Genomic DNA, 17,753 nt, shown 5'->3' on the forward strand with positions numbered 1-17,753 from the left:
CTCGGGAATTCCATGCGGACGGTTCTGGTGATTCACCGCGTCCGCGTCCTGGAATGCAGCAAGCTGGGGCCCGCACCCCAAGGTGCGGGCCCCAGCTGCGAAGTAAGCGTCAGCGTCAGGCGGGAACGATGTTCTCGGCCGTCGGGCCCTTCTGGCCCTGCGCGATGTCGAAGGTCACCTTCTGGCCCTCCTGGAGCTCGCGGAAGCCCTGGGCGGCAATGTTCGAGTAGTGCGCGAAGACGTCGGCGCCGCCGCCGTCCTGCTCGATGAAGCCGAAGCCCTTTTCCGCGTTGAACCACTTGACGGTACCGGCAGCCATGTTGAATCTCCTTCGGGGCGGTGCTCGGAGTTCACACTGTGCGCACTCCGTGTCGCCGTGATGATTACCCCGCAGGATTTTTCTGGGGACCACAACTGCAACTGAGATCGACAGTAGCACGCTGCGATCGGCCATGTGCTCTCGATAACTCTGCTCCGCCTGTCGACCGAATAACCCTCATCGCACGTCGCGTCAATTTCTCACTTCGCGGACACAGATATTGCCTTCCTCGGGTCCCAACGTTTCTACCCAGGGCTTCCCGGGGCCAGGTGGGCTAGTTGGAGAAGTACAGGTACTTCCAGGCCCCGTACGTCGTCGAGTTCACCGTGTCGCCGGACGAGCTGTTGACGTACGTCGACCGCATCCGCGCCCGGATGCCGGACTCGCCGGGCGCCCCGAGGCTGACCGCCGACTTGCCGTTCGTGCCGAGCGCGAAGTACTCCGAGTCCATCGAGTACCAGGTGCCCTCGAAATAGACCTGGAGGTCGAAGCGCTGCATGCGGCCCGGGTAGTACGTCATGGTCGTGGTGAGCACCGGGTCGGTGTTCTTGTGGAACCAGTAGTACGACTGCGAGCCGATCTTGGCCGTCTTGTAGTGCTTGGAGACGGCGGTGGAGATCTTGACCCGGGCGAAGGCCGTCACCTTCACCGTCCTGGGCGCGTACCGGGCGTCGCCCTTGAAGACCGCGGTGATCTCCGTGTCGCGCGTCATGTCGACCCAGGCGCCGATGTTGCCGCTGGAGTTGACCTTCCCGGTCTTCAGCAGCTTGTTGGGCTTGTCGCTGCCGAACGGGTTCGCCCAGATCTCGACCGAGCGGTTCTTGTACGTCGAGCCGAGGTGCGCGGTGAAGGCGACGTCGGTGCCGTAGTTGTAGACCTTGCCGTTCTTGTTCAGGGTCAGCGTCGGCTTCGCACGGGAGACGGTGACCTTGTCGGACGCCGTGGCCGCGGTGTGTTCGGCGTCGCCCGCGTAGGAGACCTTGTACGTCACCGTGCCGCCGGCCGGCGGGGTGTCGGTGAAGCTGTACGTGCCGTCCGCCTTCACCGTGACGGCGGGCAGCGCCTTGCCGTTCGGGCTGTCCAGGTCGGTGCGGGTGACGGCCAGCTTGGTGCCGGCCGGGAACGGCACGGTCGCCGTGAGCTTGCCGGTGACGGTGAGCTTCTTGGCGCGGGTGGCCGTCGCGGGGGCGTTCGCCGTGAGGACCGGGACGCTGCGCGCCGGGTCGGTGAGCGCCTTCAGCGTGTAGCCGCCGGGCGAGGACACCAGCGCGAAGATCCGGGAGGCGTCCGGGGCCCAGGCCAGGGTGGACGAGTCGGCGGCGTACGTGCGGATCGGCTTGGTCGCGCCGGGCCGGTAGACCGCCACGTTCGAGTCGCTGATCTGGGCGATCAGACCGTTCGGGGCGATGTCCGCCTTCTGGCCGGCCGGGTAGGTGCCGGTGGCGGTGAACTTCCCGTCCGCGTAGTCGTGCCGGGCCGTGCCGTCGAGGAGTACCTGCGGGGTGCCCGGCACGAGGTCGACGTCGTCGATGTGACCCAACGGGTAGTCGCCGTTGTGCCTGGCGGTCACCTGGGGTGCGGCGCCGGAGACGTCGACGACGGCCATCACGGTCTTGGACGCGTCGAAGAAGTCGGTCCCGCCGACGGCGAGCAGTCCGGGCGCGGACGGGTCGGTGTCGAGGAACGGCGTGATCCCGGCTCCGGCACCCTCCGGGAGCTGCCCGAGTGCCACCGCGTCGGTCCCGGAGGCCGGGTCCACCGACGGGTCGACCGAGCCCAGGTCGCCGTTGCCGTCCGCCAGTCCCTCGTAGGAGAACCAGGCCTTGCCGCCGGTGAATTCGACGTACAGCGGGCCGATGGAGGCGGCCACGGGATAGCGGGCCTTGATGTCGAGGGTGGCCGCGTCGAGGGCCACGATCTCGTGGCTGACCCGCGCCGCCGCGTACAGGGTGGTGCCGTCGTCGGACAGGGCCAGGTCGAAGATCCCGTCGATGCCGCTCACCGAGTCGACGCGGTTGCCGTTGTAGTCGGCGGCGATGATCCGGTCGTTCGTGTCGTCGCCGACGAAGACCCGCTTGGCGGCGCCGTCGACGACGATGCCCGCGGGCGAGCCGACGATCGCGGAGGCCGCCGACGCGGGCCCGGCCGTGACGACGCTCAGCGCCGCCGAGCTGAAGAGGACCGCGAGTGCCGTCGCGGTAGAGATGCTGCGCCTGCGCACAGTGATGTACCCCCCACAAGAAACCCCGGTGGTCGCCGGGGATTGAAAGCGCCGCGCAACGCCCGGACGTGACCGCTGACGTGCGGTGACGCGCGGGGCGCGGCTGCTGTGGAGAGCGTATGGCATGCCTGTGACAGAAGTGGAGGGAGTTTCCTGCCAGTCGGCGTCCTGGAAGTGGCTGTACGGCGCGTTCTGGAAGCGTTCCCGGCGGGGCGAAACCGTGTGGCCGCCTCAGCCGTCTCACACGCCGACACCCGGGCGGCGCAAGGCTGTTCGCCCGAAAGGCACCGCAGCTGGAGGCAACCCATGGCCATGGTCGGCCTGTTCTGGATCACCGAGGACGCCGTGTACGTGGGGGCCGAGCCCATCGGAACGGCGTCCGGCGTGCGGCTGACGGAGGACGGGGTCGAGACCCTGGGGCTCGGCAACGGCGCGTCCTGGAGCTGGGACCAGGTACGCCGGATCGAGGCCCGCGACCTGGTCGTACGGTCCGCGGGCCGGCGGCTCGCCTCCATGGCCATCGACTCGCTGGTCGTGCTGGTGACCGGCGACGGCGAGCTCCCGCCCGCCTTCACCGTGCACCTGGAAACGGCCGACGACACCGTCGACGTGAGCGCTCTCCCCGCTGTCGCCGGCGGGATCTACCCGCAGGCCGAGCGCGAGCTGTCCGGCACGCTCCTGGAGCGCCTCGCCGACGGCGGCGCGGCCGTCGCCGACCTCCTGGCGTGGCGCCGCGAGCAGCCCGACGACAGCACCCCGCGCCGCGAGGAACGCGAGGCGCTGCTGCGGAAGTGGGCAGGGGAGTAGATCCCCGTCCGCTGCCTCAGTGGTCGTTCTCCAGGTGGAGCTTGAGCAGGTCCACGCCGTAGTCGCCGCCGTTGGGCGTGCGGATGATGGTGTGGATGTGCTCCTGGGACGGCGTGCCGCCGCCCATGCCCATACCGCCGCCCGGGCCTCCGCCGTTGGAGTCCGCGCTTGCGCTGGCGCTGGCGCTCGCGGTGGAGTCCCCCTTGTAGAAGAGGGGGGCCTGCGCGTCGTACTCGATGAGGACGACCGGGCTGTGGATCCGGTAGTAGAAGGCGGAGTCGTCCTCCGTCTCGCCCATCCAGAAGAAGTACGTGTCGTCCAGGTGCTTCTCCACCTCGGCCAGCTTGACCTTGGCGTGCCCCTCGTTCATGTAGCCGATGTACACCCCGGCCAGGTCGAGCAGCTTCTGCTTCTGCGCGGAGGTGAGCCCGGAACACTGAAGGCCCTCGTAGGCGAGCTTCAGGTTGTCCTGGCCGGCGCCGGCCTTCATGTCCTCGTTGCCGTTCGACTGCGAGGAGACGGCCTTCTTGAGCTGTGCCGCGGTGAGGGAGCGGATCATGGCCAGGCCGGCCGTGGTCTCCTGCCGGAACAGGGTGATCTTCTCGCCCTTGTACGTGCCCGTGGTGGGCTCCGAGCCCATGAAGGTCGGCGTCATCACGACCTGGTCGCCCAGCACGAAGTAGTTGATGGCGACGTGGTGGCCCTCGTACTGGAACCCCCACGGCTTCGTGGTGGACGGGGTGCCCATGAAGGTGAAGAAGTAGTGGCCCTCGGTGAGCGTCTTCTGGTTGCCGCCGTTGGAGTCGCCGAGGAACGCGTTGAGCTTCATGATGCCGCGGGTCTGGGTGAGACCGTCGGCGGAGAGCGCCTCGCCGAGGAGCGCGTAGCCGAGGTTCTGCTTCTTCTCGGTCATGTCGCCCATGCGGACGCCCTTGCGGTCGTAGCCGTCGACGTTGCTCCAGGCCGTCCACTCGTCGGCGTCGATGTCGAACACGCAGGACTTGCGCTCCGTCGAGGAGAGCCCGTCCAGGAACGCCTGCGCGGCCTTGACCAGCGCGTCCGTGGAGACATCCGTGGAGTGGATCGTGTACAGGTCCTCGACGACCTTGCCGTCGGTGGTGACGCCCACGACATCCGCGTATTTGACCTGCTCGGCGCCGGGGCCCATGCCGCCGCCACCGCCCCCGCCGGGCCCGCCGGAAGGCATGCCGCTCGGGGCACCGCCCGGGGCGCCGGAGGACGAGGCGGAGCTCGCCGTGTCGGAGGAGCCCGAGGAGCAGCCGGTCATGGTCGCCACGGCGGCGACTCCGCCGGCCAACAGCGCCTTGTTCATGAACCAGCGCCGGCTGCGCTCGGCCTCGGGGGTGCGGGGGGTGTGTCCGTGTCCATACATGCGCCCAAGCTCCAGGAGAAACCTGAAGCCCGGCTGAAGTCGCCGGTGGGCGGGTGTCGTGCCCGGGAGCCGTACCCCTGGAGCCCGCGCGGCGGACATGCCGGGGGCCCAGGGGTACGGCCGTCCCCTACGGGGTGTTGATCAGGTCGTGCGGCGGTACGGTCACCGTGCGGGCGCCCGTCTCACCGCCCAGGACGACCTTGCGCAGCGAGACGTTGTTGCTGAGGCTGGTCTCCTGGAGCCGGTTCTCGGGGTTGGCGATCACCTGGATGTAGTACGTGCCGTTCGGCAGGCCGGTGACGTCGAAGGACTGGCCGGGACGGTACTGGGTGTACGTGTCACCGGAGCCGACGTCGAGGACCTCGCGGACGGAGATCGAGTTCTGCTGACCGCAGGCGGTCGACAGATCGGTGTTGTACGGGTGCCAGTTGGCGTTCTTCACCGTGTAGTCGACCGCGTCGGTGTTGGCCAGGCAGAACGCCTCCTTGCCGCTGCGCACCTCCTTGGTCTGGTCCTCGCTCAGCAGCCGGTAGCTCGCGAAGTCCGTGAAGTGCCAGTGCTCGTGGCCCTCCCGCGGGTCCCACTCCATGGTGCCGCTGGGCGTGTAGCCGACCTGCTTGCCCGCGGCGTCGTAGAAGTACTGGTAGGAGTCCATCAGGTCCTTGCCGGGACTGCGGAAGCCGTCCACGACGAGCGGGGCGGGACCGGCGTTCCAGACGTTGGCGCTGAAGGCGAGATAGTCCTTGCCCGCGACGTCCCCGTCCTCGCCGTCGGTGATGGCGATGTCCCAGGCGGGCAGCGAACGCAGGTCCGGCTTGGGCACGTTGGCCGGGACGCCCGCACGGCCGGTGGGCCGGGCGGTGCTCGCCGTCAGCGCGGGTGCGATGCGCGAGCCGTCGGTGTGCCCGGTCCCGTCTCCCAGGTGGTGTGCCAGGCCGCGGTCCTCAAGGGCGTGCGACAGGGCGGACGGTGTGGGTGCGTCGGCGCCACGGGGGCCGTAGTGGTGACCCGAGGCCGAGGCGAGCCCGGAGGCGTCGTGGGCGGAGTGCGCGTCGTGCCCGCCACTGTGCTGGGCGGAGGACAGCGCGGAGGGGGCGGCTCCTTCGCCACCCCCGTTACCGACCTGACGTACCGTCACCTTGATGGTCGGCTGGTCGTCGGGGATGCCGAACAGGTCGCGGTACTTCTTCGCGACCGCGACCTTGGCGGTGTACTCGCCCGCGGGCAGGTCCACGGGTGTGTCGTAGTCGACCGTGCTGGAGTTGGACGCCCAGCCCTTCTCGACTCCCCACACCGAGCCCAGCGTGAAGGGGTTGGTGGGGCAGCTCTCCGGATACTTCGAGGTCGCCGGTGCGTCCGGACGGATCCGCCCGGAGGCGTTGTTCGGGCAGAAGGTGCCCTTGCTCGTCGACACCTCCTCGCCGGCCGCGTTCTTGATCGACACTTCGAGGAAGCCGGGCAGGCCGGAGAAGTCCTTCACCAGGCCGGCGGGCAGCGTCTTGGTCTGCGTACTGCTTCCGTTGCGGATGATCTGCTGGGTGACGACCGGGTCCTTGTACGACTTCCGGGTCACCTTGAACTCCAGCGGCACGTCGTCCACCGTGACGTACGTACCGAGGTCCAGATAGACCCCCGGCTCCCCCTCCCAGCGGTCCAGCGTCACGGAGTTGGACGCTGCGATCAGTTTGAGCTTCGGCTTGCCCGCCGTGCCGTCCGCGGCCGTTCCCGCCCCGGGGGCGGCTCCGGCTCCTGCGACGACGACGGTGAGTGCGGCTCCTGTGGCGAGCGCCGAACGCTTTAAGCGACTGCGGTGTTGCTGACTGGTCATCGGTTCCTCGTCTGCGAGTGCCGTGGTCGACGGCATCGGACTGGACAGCCCACGACCGGCCGACGGAATGGGCGCACCCCACGCGCCCGAGGGCCGAATCTGTGAGCAATCTGTGAGACGAGTGAAGCCTGTGCCGGGGTTGCCTGTTGGGAGGGAACTGGCCCGATCCCGCGACCTGTCACCCGTGGGGGTTCTGGGCGGGTCCGCCCCAAGTCCTGTGAAGCAGATCAACGTTGAGTGCCCGCTGAGTACACTCCGTCACCGTGCGGCAGGACCACGTGCGAGTGGGCGAGGAGTGGCGGGGTGCTGGTGACGCCAGAGGCCGGGGACAGGATCGCGGGCCGGTATCTCTTGCAGGAGCCCATCGGCAGCGGCGGGATGGGTGTCGTCTGGCGGGCCTGGGACGAGCGGCTGGAGCGGCGGGTCGCGGTCAAGTGCGCGCGCCTTGAGGACGATCGGGCCACGCAGCGGCTGATGGGCGAGGCGCGCAACGCCGGGCGGCTGCACCACCCGAACATCGTGGGTGTCTTCGACTTCGTCGACGAGGGCGCCACCTGCTGGATCGTCATGGAGTACGTGCCCTCGCGGAGCCTCGGGCAGATCCTCGACGAGCGCGGCCCGATCGCACCCGAGGAGGCCGGGTCGATCGGCTGCCAGATCGCGGACGCGTTGGCGAAGTCCCACGGCGAGGGTGTGGTGCACGGCGATGTCACACCGGAGAACATCCTCGTCACCGACGAAGGCGTCGCGAGACTGACCGACTTCGGGATCTCCCGGGCCCTGTGGAGCGACGTGACACAGACCGCGACGGGCAGTGTGCGCGGCAAACCCCGGTTTCTGGCCCCCGAGGTGGCCAAGGGGCAGCCCGCGGGCGAGAAGGCCGACGTGTTCTCGCTGGGCGCCTCCCTGTTCGCGGCGGTCGAGGGCCAGTCACCGTACGGGGAGGCCGAGCACCTCATGGCGTATCTGGCCCGGGCCGTCGAGGGGCACATCGAGCCCGCGCACCGGGCAGGCCCTCTGACCGAGCCGCTCACCGCGCTCCTGGAGGTGGAGCCCCGGCGCCGGCCCGACGCCGCCAGGGCCCGGAAGCTGCTGACGCGCGCCGCCCCGCCTCCCCAGCACGTACAGGAGCAGCTGCACGAACGCCGCACGCTGGACCTCGCGGCCTTCACGCTCCAACTGCCGCGTGCCGTACGCCGTCGACGCCGCCCCCTGATGATCACGGCGGTGGCGCTTGCGCTGGCGGGTGTGCTCACGGCCGGCCTCGTCCTCTACGGCCCGTGGGCCTCGAAGGGCGAGGACGACGGGGACGACGTGGCAGACGCGAAACCCCCGGCCGCGGCGGGGGCCGGCGCGATCGGGGCCGACCGTACGGCCGACCCCTGCAAACTGCTCGACGCCGCCTCGCTGAGCCGCTTCGGCGACACCGAACTGGACCCGGACTACGGGGAGATCGACCGATGCGACGTCCTGGTGCACAACAGCAGCGGTGACGACAACGCCGACGTCCAGGTCAACCTGGACTCGGACCAGGACACGTTCGACGGCGACCTGTCCACCCGACTGGTCGGCAACATCACGGTCGTGACACTCCAGCGCGACGGGAACGTCTGCGAGCGTGCCGTCATGACCGCCGACCGCAAGCAGATCCGGATCATCGGCAAGCAGCTCGGCGAACAGTCGCCCGACCCGTGCGAACTGGCCGACGCCGCGACCGATCACGTGGTCGGCGTGCTGGACGACGGCCCGGTACCCCGGCGTTCGTCCACCCCCGCCGCGAACTCCCTGGCCCGCGCCGACGCCTGCAAGCTGCTCGACGCCACCGCGCTCAAGCGCCTGCCCGGCGTCGAAGTGGGAAACCAGGACCGCGGCTTCGGCTCCTGGGACTGCGACTGGTCGAGCGACGACGGCGAACGCGAGGTGCAGATCCAGTTCAGCCGCGACAACGAGCTGGAGGACGACGGCCAGCCGGTGGACGTCGACGGGACGACCGGCTATTTCGTCGCGGACGAGGCCGAGGACGACAGCTGCACCGTACGGACCCCGCACCGGACCTACACGAACTCCGTCGGCGACCACACCATCGAGCTGTTCCAGCTGACCGTGTACGCCCCGCAGCCGACCAAGCAACTGTGCGACAGCGCAACGGAGTTCGCGGTCACCGTCAAACGGAACCTCGCGAAGCAACTGCCGGAGAAGTGACATGACCGTGCAGGGGACACCGGGAACACCGGGCACGCCGAAGCGCGGGCCGGAAACACCAGGAACGGCCATGCGCGGGCCGGGAATGCCGGGAGCGCCGAGGCGCGGGCCGGGAGACCGGGGAACGACCGACGGCGGCGGCCGGCGGCCCGTCCAGGGCGGTCGCCTGCTGCCCGCCACGCACGGCAGCCTCGCCCGGGGCGCGTCCGCGCCACTGCCGGGCACCGTCTTCGCGCTCGCGCTGACCGGCGGCATGACGCTGGGACCCGGGGACGGACGCGAGGTCCTGTTCGGCCGCAACCGGCCCGACGTACATGTGTGCCTCGGTGAGGACGACACCCAGGTCAGCCGCCACCAGGGCACGCTGACCCACCGGGACGGCCGCTGGTGGGTGAGCAACGCCGGGCGGCTGCCGATCCGTTGTGCCGGGGCACGGCTGCTGTTCCGGGACGAGGAGCCGCTGCCCCTCGACACCGGCTACACCCCGCTGTTCGTCGGCGGCGCAAGGGGCCGCGAGCACCTCCTCGAGGTCTTCGTCACCGGCCCCGAGGACGAACGCCCGGTGCCCCGGCACGGGGACGTCACCCGCCCACCCCGGGTCTGGGTGCTCACCGAGCCGGAGAAGCTCGCCCTCGTCGTACTCGGCCGGCGGTACCTCCTGCACGAACTCCGGCCGCAGCCGCTGACATGGCGGCAGACGGCAGCCGAACTCGCCGGCCTGCAGCCACCGGCAGGCTGGACCGACAAGCGCGTCGAGCACCTGGTCACCGCCGTACGCGTACGACTGTCCCGCGACGGGGTCCCCTGGCTGACCCGCGAGGAGGTCGGCGAACCGGTCGGCAACGCACTCAACGACCACCTGATCCGCGCACTGCTCGCGTCGACCACGCTCGTACCGATGGACCTGGCGCTGATCGACGCGGCCTGAACCGGCGGGCGGGAGCCGGCGGGGCGGACGCGCGGCCGATGTCGGGCTCAGGGCTCGATGACGAGGCGTTCGATGAGGTCGCCCCGCAGGGAGAACTGATAGCGCAGGTCGATGGTGCCGCCGGGGAAGTCGCCTTCGAGGTGGTGCACGGCGACATAGTGGGTCGCGTCGGTCTGCTGGGCGTCGGTGAGTTCGATGGTGTACGTGAACTCGGTCGCGGAGTGGTTCAGCCACCCCTCGATCGCCGCGACGCCCTGATACGTACGGCCGTCGTCGATCACCGTGGCGTCACCGGTGAACGAGGTGACCGCGGCGGCGGTGTCGTGGGCGCGGTGCGCCTTGAGATAACGGGTGATCACCTCGGGCAGTGCCTCCGGGGCGATGGTCAGGGGCTGGTTCTGGTGCATGACGATCCTCACCTCAGTTACTGCTAAAATAGAAGCTAGTAACTTCGACTTTAGCAGCAACTGAGGAGATGGTCGCGGTGGCGAGTCGCATCAGGCTGGAGGACCGGGAATGCCCGCTGTCCACCACCGTGCAGCACGTCGGTGAGTGGTGGACGCTGCTGATCCTCCATGACGCCTTCGACGGCTACACCCGCTTCGACCAGTTCCAGGAGAGCCTGGGCATCTCCTCCAGCATGCTCACCACCCGCCTGAAGTCCCTAGTGGCGGACGGCCTGTTGGAGCGCCGGCCGTACCAGACGAACCCCGTCCGTCACGAGTACGTGCTGACCGGCCTGGGACGCTCCCTGCGCCCGGTCATCGTGGCCCTGGCCGCTTGGGGCAACTCCCGCCTCGCACCCGAGGAACGCAGCATGATCCTCGTCGATGCGCACACCGGCGAAGAGGTCGACCCCGCGGTCGTCGACCCCAGGACCGGCCGTCGCCTCGACGACAGCGACGCGTACGTCTTCACGGCCGGCCCGGCCGCGAGCCCGGCGATGCGGGACCGCTACGCCGCGCCCCGGGTTCAGACGCGGCCCGCCCGGTAGACCAACAGCGCGATCTGCACACGGTTGTTGAGGCCGAGCTTGGTCAGGATGTGGGAGACGTGCGCCTTCACCGTGGGCAGGCTCATGTAACAGGCCGCGGCGATCTCGGCGTTGGTCCTGCCCTCGGCGACGGCGAGAGCCACTTCCCGTTCCCGGGCGCCCAGTTGGTTCAGTGCCGCCTCGGCCCGCTCCCGTTCCTCGATGCGGGACGAACCTGCGCCGGCGGCGCTGTCGGTGCCGGTGACCGTGTCGATCAGCTGCCTGATGGCGGCCGGGGAAAGTACGGGTTCGCCCGCCATCACGTTGTGCACGGCCGCCACGATCTGGGCTGGGGGCGTGTGCTTGAGGACGTAGCCCGCCGCTCCGGCCCGCAGCGCCTGGAGGACGTAGTTGTCGGTGGTGAAGGTGGTCAGGATCAGCACCTCCGGAGGCTCCGGCCGCTGCCGGAGCGCCGCGGTGGCCGCGAGACCGTCCATCCTCGGCATACGGATGTCCATGAGCACGAGATCCGGACGGAACTGGTCCACGAGTGACTGCACGTCGGCCCCGTCGGAAGCCTCCGCCACGACGTCGATGTCGTCGGCCGCCGACAGCATCAGCCGCAGTCCGGCACGCACCAGGGGATCGTCGTCGACGACGAGGAGACGGATCACTCGGTCCGGCTCAGGCTGCTTCGGCCGGTCTTGGTGGATCAGGCGGTCCATGGGAGCCAGACGTCGAGGTGGAAGTCGGTGTGCGTGGTGTGGTGGTGCAGGCGCCCGCCTGCGAGATCGACACGTTCCTTCATGCCGATCAGCCCCTGACCGGAGCCCGGCACGGAACCTCGTACGGGATGGGCGGGAGCGGTTTGCAGGGGGTTTGTGACCTGGATGCTCAGCCCGTCCCGGGGGCCGCCCGCGAGGTTGAGCGACACCGGGGCGCCGGGGGCGTGCTTACGGTGATTGGTGAGCGCTTCCTGCAGCAGCCGGTAGGCGGTGCGCGCGGTGGCCGGCGACATGGTGGCCGGGTCGTCGAGCCGCTGCCGCAGTTGTAGCTCCGCGCCCGCCGCGCGTGACTCCTCGATCAGCCGGGTCACGTCGAGCTGTGTCGGCTGGGGCGGTTCGGTGTGATCGCTCACGACGGGAGCGCGCAGGACCTTCAGTACGTCCTGCAGGTCTTCCAGGGCCTGGGTGGCGCTGTGTCTGATCACGCCCACGGCCTGGGCGAGCTGTTCCGGTGGAGCGCCCGGATGGTATTCCAGCGCCCCCGCGTGCATGGACAGCAGCGAGAGGCGGTGCGCGAGCACGTCGTGCATCTCCCTGGCGACCTCCTCACGGGCGTGCTGCTGTGCCCGCTCGGCGCGCATGGCCGCCTCCGCCTCCGCCCGCACCGCCCGTTCCCGCAGGCCGCCGACGGCCAGCCCCCATCCCACGGCACCCGCGACCAGCGTGACGGCCGATACCGCGGTCGCCAGGGTGAGAGGACCGGGAGACGGGGCGATCAGGAGATACACCGGCACCGGAACGAGCGCGACCGCGGTGATCCACCAGGTCGTACGCGCCGGGCACGCCGTGGCGACGGTGAACAGGGCCATCAGCACCGGCACGACCAGGGGCCAGCCGACGCTGAGGACGATCAGGGTCACCGCGACCCCCGCGGGGTGGCGCCGTCGTAGACAGAGCGCGGCACAGGCGAGTAGCGGCACGAGGCTGCCGAGGGAGGCGTACCCCCAGCTGATGGGCAGCATCCCGCCGACGATGCTTTCCGGAGTGCTGCCGGCGAGCTGCGGATAGACGGACAGGCCCGATCGTCGCGCCCTGGACAGGATCAGGGTCAGCGCGGCAGCCGCGGCGGCCACGGCCAGGTCCGCGAGCACGGGATGGCCACGCCAGGCCTGTCGCACGTCGATCACGGGAGAAACCGTACCTACCGGTCGCCGCACACGGAAGCCGACGGCAATTTCCTATACCAAAGTATAGGCGCACCCTGTTCTTTGGGTTATTACGAGTGCCGCCTTTTTGCCGATGTCTGTCACTCCGTCGATTTCTAAGTTTGACGGCATGGAAATCAAGAACTCGAACCGGAATACATTGCTGTTCGGCATTCCAGGTCTATTGTTCCTGGCGCTCGGCGGGCTGCCGTTGCTGGACCGGGCATGGGCCCACCTGGCGGCCTTCGGCGGGGCAGTACCCGGTGCACGTGAAGTGCTCTCGTTGGTGGTCGGGGCTGTGCTCGTGTCCGTCGCCGTGGTCACCCACCGACGTACACGGCGGGCCGAGCGGACTGCCGATGCGAGGTGACACCGCCCCGATCGTTCGTCTCTCCCGTCCTCTTCCTCTGCCTTTTCCTGACCGCCGGCTGCGCCACGCTGCACGGCGTGACGGCTCCGCGCGACGCCCGGGAGGCCGCTCTCGCGTCGCCCGGGGCGGAGAAGAGCAGCACCGGACCCGACTGCAGTGTCGCGAAATGCGTCGCCCTCACCTTCGACGGCGGTCCGAGTGAACCCACCCCGAAACTTCTCGACACCCTCAAGGAAAAGAAGGTGCACGCGACTTTCTTCCTCCAGGGAAAGGGGCATGTCGACACCTACCCCGGCACAGTACTGCGCATGGCGAAGGAGGAGCACGAAATAGGCAACCACACGTGGTCCCACAAGGTGCTCACGGAATTGAGCGCCAAGGAGGTGGAGGCCGAAATGAAACCCGTACAGGAGGCTGTACGGGACATCACCGGCCGTGCACCGGTCCTGATGCGGCCTCCGCAGGGCCGGACCAGCGACGACGTTTCTGCCGTCATGAAAAGACTGGGCCTGGCGCAGATCCTTTGGAGCGTCACGGCCAAGGACTATGCCACCACGGACAGCTCCCTGATCACCCGCCGTGTGCTGGAACAGACCCGCCGCGACGGAATCATCCTGCTGCACGACCGCTACAAGGGAACGATCCCGGCCGTCCCGGGCATCATCGACTCGCTGCGCCGGCGCGGCTACACCATCGTGACGGTCTCGCAGCTGCTGGCCCCCGCCGCACCGGAACCCGGGGGTGTGTACCGCCCCTGACCAAAGCCGCACCTGACCAGGGCCTCGGCCGGGCGCCTTTGAGGCGCCCGGCCGAAACGGGCGGGTCAGCGTGTGACGTTGAAGCGGGCGGCCATGGACTCGAACGTCGTGTCGCCGTCCTTGGCCGTCGCGAGTGCCGAGACGTACCAGGTGCCCTGGTCCAGCTCGGCCGCCTCCTTCTTCGTCACCTTCAGCGTGTAGGTGCAGCGGGACGTCTCGTCCGAAGTGCTCTTGCACTCGGCGCTTTCCCCGTGCTGAAGGTCCGCCTCGGTCAGGCCGAGCGCCGAACTCGCGGGCCACGGGATGACCTTGAGACCCTTGACGCCCGAGTCGTCACTCACGTCCGTGGTGAAGGTGAGCGAGCCCGCCTTGCTGCCGGACGGAGCGACGTAGCGGGCCGAGCTGTTCTGCAAGGTCGGCTCCGTGGTGTCGGAGGCCGACGCCATCGCGAGGCCGCCGGCGGCTATTCCGCCGATGACTGCGACACCGACGAGCGACGACACGAGAATGCGCTTGGACATGGGAGATCCCCCTGAATTCGTTGGGAGCAGGTGCGGTTCACCTGCGGAATGGAACGGGAAAGCGATGCCGGAAAGGCCGTAAGGGAAAGCTGTAAGGGAAAGCCGTTCCGGAAAGGCTGAAAGAAACCGCTGGTGGAGCCGGTGGTCGATCGCTTTCTCGATGTGTTCGAGACTAGGGCCCGGGGCATTGCGTGGTCCTCGGGCTGTGGGACGATTACCGCGTTGAACCAGGGGTGGAGAACGCTGCCCGACCGTCCTCCGGGCGGGCATCGCCGCATCTATAACCCAGGTAAGAGAGCGGAATCCCCCTTCAGCCGGAGACCGCCCGCCCACCCGCGCCCATAGCCTGGTTCCGTCATGAATCGAACCGATGACCGGCTACTCCCGGTCCTGCTGATCTGCGCCCAGGCCGTGGTGTGGCCCGGGGCGGCGCTGCTGCGCGGGTCCGTCCCGTCCGCGTCCGCACTGCTCGTGGCGGCCCTGGTCGCCGGACCGGTGACCGCCGCGCTCGCGCTGCGCCGTACCCGCCCGGTGACCGCCCTCGTACTCGTCGCCGCCGCGTGTGCGCTGGGCGCAGGACCGCTGCCCACCGGGGCGATGGCGGTACTCGGCACCGCCGGTGTCGCGCTGGCCCTGTTCACGGTGGCGACCGAACGCGACACCTTCACCGCCGTGTTGTGCGTGACGGCGCTCGTCGCCTGGCAGCTTCTGCAGGGCCTCAGCCTGCACGGCCTCAGTGACCGGAACGGACTCGACCTCGTCCTGACCGCTCTGCTGTACGCAGCCGCGTGCGGGGCCGGCCTGCTGGTACGGCGGACCCGTCGCGCGCGACAAGCGGCCGAACACCTGCTGAAGCGGGCCGAGACCGAGCGCCACCGGCTCCCGGAGGTCGAACGGCGCCGGATGGAAAGAGAGTTGCACGATGTCAGCGCCCACCATCTGACGGCCGTGGTCGTCACGGCGGGCGCGGCACTCGGACTGCGCGACCGCCGTCCCGAACTGGCCGCCGAGGCACTGGAGTTCGCGGTCGGCACCGGCCACGAGGTGACCCGCGCACTGGGCGCCGTACGGGCCCCGGCGCCCTCGCGGGAGGACCTGCCGTCACCCGAGGACCGGCTGCTCGACCTGGTCGCGGGGTTCCGCCGCCTGGACCAGCCGGTCGACTGCGAGATCGACCCCCTGCCGGACGGTGCCGTCGCGGACGCGGCGTACGGCATCGTGCGCGAGGCGCTGACCAATGTGGCCCGGCACGCCCCCGGTGCGCACACGACGGTGCGGTGCCGGTACGGCGACACCCGCACGGATGTCGTCGTCACCAGCGCGGCGCCGCCGGAGGGTTCGACGGCGCACGGCGCAGGCCTGGGCGGGGGACGCGGCCAGGGCTTCCTGCGGTCCCGGGCACGGGAGGCGGGCGGCACCCTGCACAGCGGCCCGACGGAGGAGGGCGGTTGGGAGGTGCGCGCGGTCCTGCCCGGCCGGACCGCCGCCCCGGCGGAGCGGTCCGTCCCGCGGAGCTACCGCGTGGCGCAGCTGACGGCCGCGGTAGGTCTCGTCCTGCAGCCGCTGCTCCCGGTGCTGGTCATCCGGGCGGAGACGGCGTCGAGCGGTTCGCACGTGTCGGCGGGCGTGCTGTTCGCCCTGCTGGCGGCGGCACAGGCGGTCACGCTGCTGTGGCTGCACCGCGCACCCCGCACCGCCTATGGCGTCCTGCTGGGCCTGGCCCTGCTGTGGCCTGTGGCGATGGCGGTGGGCGACTACACCGGGCCGGTCGTTCTGCCACCCGCGCTCAGCATGTTGGCCACGTGTGCGGCGCTGAGCGCTCCGCTGGAAGTGCTGCGATACGACATCCATCGTCTGCAGCGCCGTCGTGGCTGGTCGCGCAGTTCCCCGCGCCCCTTCGGGGCGCTGTCGAACGGCTTGGCGGCGAATGCGGCCCGCACCGCCGCTGGTCGCTCCGCCGCCGCTCCACCTCCCGCCGAAGTTCGCCCGCGTCTGTTCCTGTCGGCCTTCCCGGTCGCGGCCGTGGTCGTGCACACGGCCGCCCTGACCGTCGCCGTTCTCGACCGCGGTACGACGGTCCCCGCTTGGGCCGTCGCCGCGTCGGCCACGGCCGGGGCCTCCCTGGCGGTCGGGGCGGCCTGGTGGGCCGGCACTCTGCGCGGACAGCGCGACCAGGCCTCCCGGGGTGTACGGGAGGAACAGCTCGCCACCCTCACCGAGGAAGCCGTACGCGACGCGTGGGCCGAGCGGCGCCGGATCGCCGCGGGCCTCGAGACCACCGTGCTGGCCCGCACCGCCGACATGGTCGCGCAGGCGGAGGCCGGCCGGCTCGACGCGACCGCCGAACGCGCCCGCGAGGCCCTGGCCGCCATGCGCGCGCTCCTCGACACGGTCCGGGAGGGTGAGGGCGAGGCGGGGCCCGAACTGCGCCCGCAGCCCACCCTCCAGGCCCTCGACCTGCTCGCCCACCAGTCCCGGGCCACCGGCCGCGAGGTGGAGATACGGCTGACCGACCGGGTACCGGAACAGCTGCCCACCGCCGTGGACCTGGCTGCCTATCACGCCGCCGAGACGGTCCTCGCGGCCGGTGGCGAGGAGCCCGCGGTGCTCGAACTCGACGTGCACGACGGTACGTTGACGCTCACGGCCACCGGCGTTCCGGGGGCCGCCCGCCCCGCTGTACGGGAGCGTCTTGCGGCCCGGGTCGCGGCGCTCGGCGGCACCCTGACCACCGATCGGCCGGGTACGGTCTGCCTCCGGCTGCCTCTCGCGGCAGCGCCGGAGAGCGAGGAGAGCGCACGATGAGCCTCAAGGTGCTGGTCGTCGACGACCAGGGCATCGTACGGGCGGGGTTCGCCGCGGTGATCGACGCCGAGGAGGACATGACGGTCGTCGGTGAGGCCGCCGACGGAGTTGCCGCCGTACGTCTCGCCGCGGAGCTGGCCCCGGACGTGATCGTCATGGACGTACGGATGCCCGAACTAGACGGCATCGCCGCCACCCGCATCATCACGGGCAGGGAGAGCGCACCCCGGGTCCTGGTCCTGACCACCTTCGACCTCGACGCGTACGTCTTCGACGCGCTGCGCGCCGGTGCCTCCGGCTTCCTGCTCAAGGACGTGCACGCCTCCGAACTGCTGCACGGCATCCGGGTGGTGGCCACCGGAGAGAGCGTGCTCGCCCCGTCCGCGACCCGCCGCCTCATCGGCCACTACGCGTCCCGGGCGGTCACCGGGACGGGTGCCGGGAGCGGCCCCCGTGAGCTGGACACCCTGACCGGCAGCCAGCGCAACGTCCTCTCCCTGCTCGCGTCGGGCCTCAACAACACGGAGATCGCCGAGGAGCTCGGTATCACCGTCGGCACCGTGAAGTCCCATGTGAACGCGCTGCTGCGCAAGTTGGGCCTGCGCGACCGCGTACAGGCGACGATCCTCGCGTACGACCTCGGCCTGGCCCGCCCGAACCCGCCCGGCACCCACCTCTGACGTCTCCACTCACCTTCG

Annotated in this window: 16 protein-coding genes; 8 read left to right on the plus strand and 8 right to left on the minus strand. The window is 70.0% G+C overall.

Annotation, left to right across the window (positions count from 1 at the left end; all coding sequences use genetic code 11):
- Window positions 1-115: 115 nt before the first annotated feature.
- Together OG219_RS24930 and OG219_RS24935 are read right to left on the minus strand one after the other, a co-directional pair.
- Window positions 116-319 (minus strand): cold-shock protein, encoded by a 204-nt coding sequence (locus OG219_RS24930; RefSeq protein WP_055611897.1) that lies wholly within the window; start codon window positions 317-319, stop codon window positions 116-118.
- Between the two features lie 274 nt (window positions 320-593).
- Entirely contained in the window at window positions 594-2,540 is a 1,947-nt protein-coding gene (locus OG219_RS24935; RefSeq protein WP_266830005.1) for a YncE family protein, read from the minus strand.
- A 306-nt stretch (window positions 2,541-2,846) separates the two neighbouring features.
- Between OG219_RS24935 and OG219_RS24940 the strand changes: the two genes are divergently transcribed.
- Window positions 2,847-3,347 carry a hypothetical protein gene (locus OG219_RS24940; RefSeq protein WP_266830007.1) on the plus strand — a complete coding sequence of 167 codons (501 nt, stop codon included), beginning with the start codon at window positions 2,847-2,849 and terminating at the stop codon, window positions 3,345-3,347.
- 16 nt (window positions 3,348-3,363) lie between these two features.
- On the opposite strand, the gene OG219_RS24945 is transcribed toward OG219_RS24940, so the two are convergent.
- Both OG219_RS24945 and OG219_RS24950 read right to left on the minus strand, forming a co-directional pair.
- Entirely contained in the window at window positions 3,364-4,740 is a 1,377-nt protein-coding gene (locus OG219_RS24945) for a DUF3500 domain-containing protein (protein WP_266830009.1), read from the minus strand.
- Window positions 4,741-4,867: 127 nt separating this feature from the next.
- Complete coding sequence (locus OG219_RS24950) at window positions 4,868-6,568, minus strand: lysyl oxidase family protein (RefSeq protein ID WP_266830011.1); 1,701 nt, start codon at window positions 6,566-6,568, stop codon at window positions 4,868-4,870.
- Window positions 6,569-6,871: 303 nt separating this feature from the next.
- On the opposite strand from OG219_RS24950, the gene OG219_RS24955 reads away from it, so the two are divergent.
- Window positions 6,872-8,770 carry a serine/threonine-protein kinase gene (locus OG219_RS24955; RefSeq protein ID WP_266830013.1) on the plus strand — a complete coding sequence of 633 codons (1,899 nt, stop codon included), beginning with the start codon at window positions 6,872-6,874 and terminating at the stop codon, window positions 8,768-8,770.
- A gap of 70 nt (window positions 8,771-8,840) precedes the next feature.
- A complete protein-coding gene (locus OG219_RS24960; protein WP_266830015.1) occupies window positions 8,841-9,698 on the plus strand; it encodes an FHA domain-containing protein in 858 nt (285 codons plus the stop codon).
- 47 nt (window positions 9,699-9,745) lie between these two features.
- Here the strand turns inward: OG219_RS24960 and OG219_RS24965 are convergent, their stop codons facing one another.
- Window positions 9,746-10,105, minus strand: coding sequence for a nuclear transport factor 2 family protein (locus tag OG219_RS24965; protein WP_266830017.1), 360 nt, complete (start codon window positions 10,103-10,105; stop codon window positions 9,746-9,748).
- A 68-nt stretch (window positions 10,106-10,173) separates the two neighbouring features.
- Between OG219_RS24965 and OG219_RS24970 the strand changes: the two genes are divergently transcribed.
- Complete coding sequence (locus tag OG219_RS24970) at window positions 10,174-10,692, plus strand: helix-turn-helix domain-containing protein (RefSeq protein ID WP_266830019.1); 519 nt, start codon at window positions 10,174-10,176, stop codon at window positions 10,690-10,692.
- On the opposite strand, the gene OG219_RS24975 is transcribed toward OG219_RS24970, so the two are convergent.
- Window positions 10,671-11,396, minus strand: a complete 726-nt coding sequence (locus tag OG219_RS24975) for a response regulator transcription factor (RefSeq protein WP_266830021.1) — start codon at window positions 11,394-11,396, stop codon at window positions 10,671-10,673. The genes OG219_RS24970 and OG219_RS24975 overlap by 22 nt on opposite strands.
- Entirely contained in the window at window positions 11,384-12,583 is a 1,200-nt protein-coding gene (locus tag OG219_RS24980; RefSeq protein WP_266830023.1) for a sensor histidine kinase, read from the minus strand. The genes OG219_RS24975 and OG219_RS24980 overlap by 13 nt, the downstream gene beginning before the upstream one ends.
- A gap of 148 nt (window positions 12,584-12,731) precedes the next feature.
- On the opposite strand from OG219_RS24980, the gene OG219_RS24985 reads away from it, so the two are divergent.
- Complete coding sequence (locus OG219_RS24985) at window positions 12,732-12,971, plus strand: hypothetical protein (RefSeq protein ID WP_266830025.1); 240 nt, start codon at window positions 12,732-12,734, stop codon at window positions 12,969-12,971.
- A gap of 77 nt (window positions 12,972-13,048) precedes the next feature.
- Complete coding sequence (locus OG219_RS24990) at window positions 13,049-13,729, plus strand: polysaccharide deacetylase family protein (RefSeq protein ID WP_266830027.1); 681 nt, start codon at window positions 13,049-13,051, stop codon at window positions 13,727-13,729.
- A 65-nt stretch (window positions 13,730-13,794) separates the two neighbouring features.
- Here the strand turns inward: OG219_RS24990 and OG219_RS24995 are convergent, their stop codons facing one another.
- On the minus strand, window positions 13,795-14,250 hold the full coding sequence (locus OG219_RS24995) for a DUF5707 domain-containing protein (protein WP_266830029.1): 456 nt from the start codon (window positions 14,248-14,250) through the stop codon (window positions 13,795-13,797).
- A 357-nt stretch (window positions 14,251-14,607) separates the two neighbouring features.
- Between OG219_RS24995 and OG219_RS25000 the strand changes: the two genes are divergently transcribed.
- Together OG219_RS25000 and OG219_RS25005 are read left to right on the plus strand one after the other, a co-directional pair.
- The gene (locus tag OG219_RS25000) at window positions 14,608-17,055 is read left to right on the plus strand and encodes a sensor histidine kinase (RefSeq protein ID WP_266830031.1); all 2,448 of its coding nucleotides are present in this window, start codon (window positions 14,608-14,610) and stop codon (window positions 17,053-17,055) included.
- Window positions 17,052-17,735 (plus strand): response regulator transcription factor, encoded by a 684-nt coding sequence (locus OG219_RS25005; protein ID WP_266830033.1) that lies wholly within the window; start codon window positions 17,052-17,054, stop codon window positions 17,733-17,735. Before OG219_RS25000 ends, OG219_RS25005 begins: the two co-directional genes overlap by 4 nt.
- Window positions 17,736-17,753 lie beyond the last annotated feature (18 nt).

Origin of the sequence: Streptomyces sp. NBC_00038 (assembly GCF_026343635.1) — a bacterium.
In the GTDB taxonomy this organism is placed as follows: Bacteria; Actinomycetota; Actinomycetes; order Streptomycetales; family Streptomycetaceae; genus Streptomyces.

Coding starts and splice junctions, on each gene's coding strand:
- OG219_RS24930 (WP_055611897.1), bottom strand. CDS start 319: ATGGCTGCCGGTACCGTCAAGTGGTTCAACGCGGAAAAGGGCTTCGGC.
- OG219_RS24940 (WP_266830007.1), top strand. CDS start 2,847: ATGGCCATGGTCGGCCTGTTCTGGATCACCGAGGACGCCGTGTACGTG.
- OG219_RS24945 (WP_266830009.1), bottom strand. CDS start 4,740: ATGTATGGACACGGACACACCCCCCGCACCCCCGAGGCCGAGCGCAGC.
- OG219_RS24950 (WP_266830011.1), bottom strand. CDS start 6,568: ATGACCAGTCAGCAACACCGCAGTCGCTTAAAGCGTTCGGCGCTCGCC.
- OG219_RS24960 (WP_266830015.1), top strand. CDS start 8,841: ATGCGCGGGCCGGGAATGCCGGGAGCGCCGAGGCGCGGGCCGGGAGAC.
- OG219_RS24965 (WP_266830017.1), bottom strand. CDS start 10,105: ATGCACCAGAACCAGCCCCTGACCATCGCCCCGGAGGCACTGCCCGAG.
- OG219_RS24970 (WP_266830019.1), top strand. CDS start 10,174: ATGGTCGCGGTGGCGAGTCGCATCAGGCTGGAGGACCGGGAATGCCCG.
- OG219_RS24975 (WP_266830021.1), bottom strand. CDS start 11,396: ATGGACCGCCTGATCCACCAAGACCGGCCGAAGCAGCCTGAGCCGGAC.
- OG219_RS24985 (WP_266830025.1), top strand. CDS start 12,732: ATGGAAATCAAGAACTCGAACCGGAATACATTGCTGTTCGGCATTCCA.
- OG219_RS24995 (WP_266830029.1), bottom strand. CDS start 14,250: ATGTCCAAGCGCATTCTCGTGTCGTCGCTCGTCGGTGTCGCAGTCATC.
- OG219_RS25000 (WP_266830031.1), top strand. CDS start 14,608: ATGAATCGAACCGATGACCGGCTACTCCCGGTCCTGCTGATCTGCGCC.
- OG219_RS25005 (WP_266830033.1), top strand. CDS start 17,052: ATGAGCCTCAAGGTGCTGGTCGTCGACGACCAGGGCATCGTACGGGCG.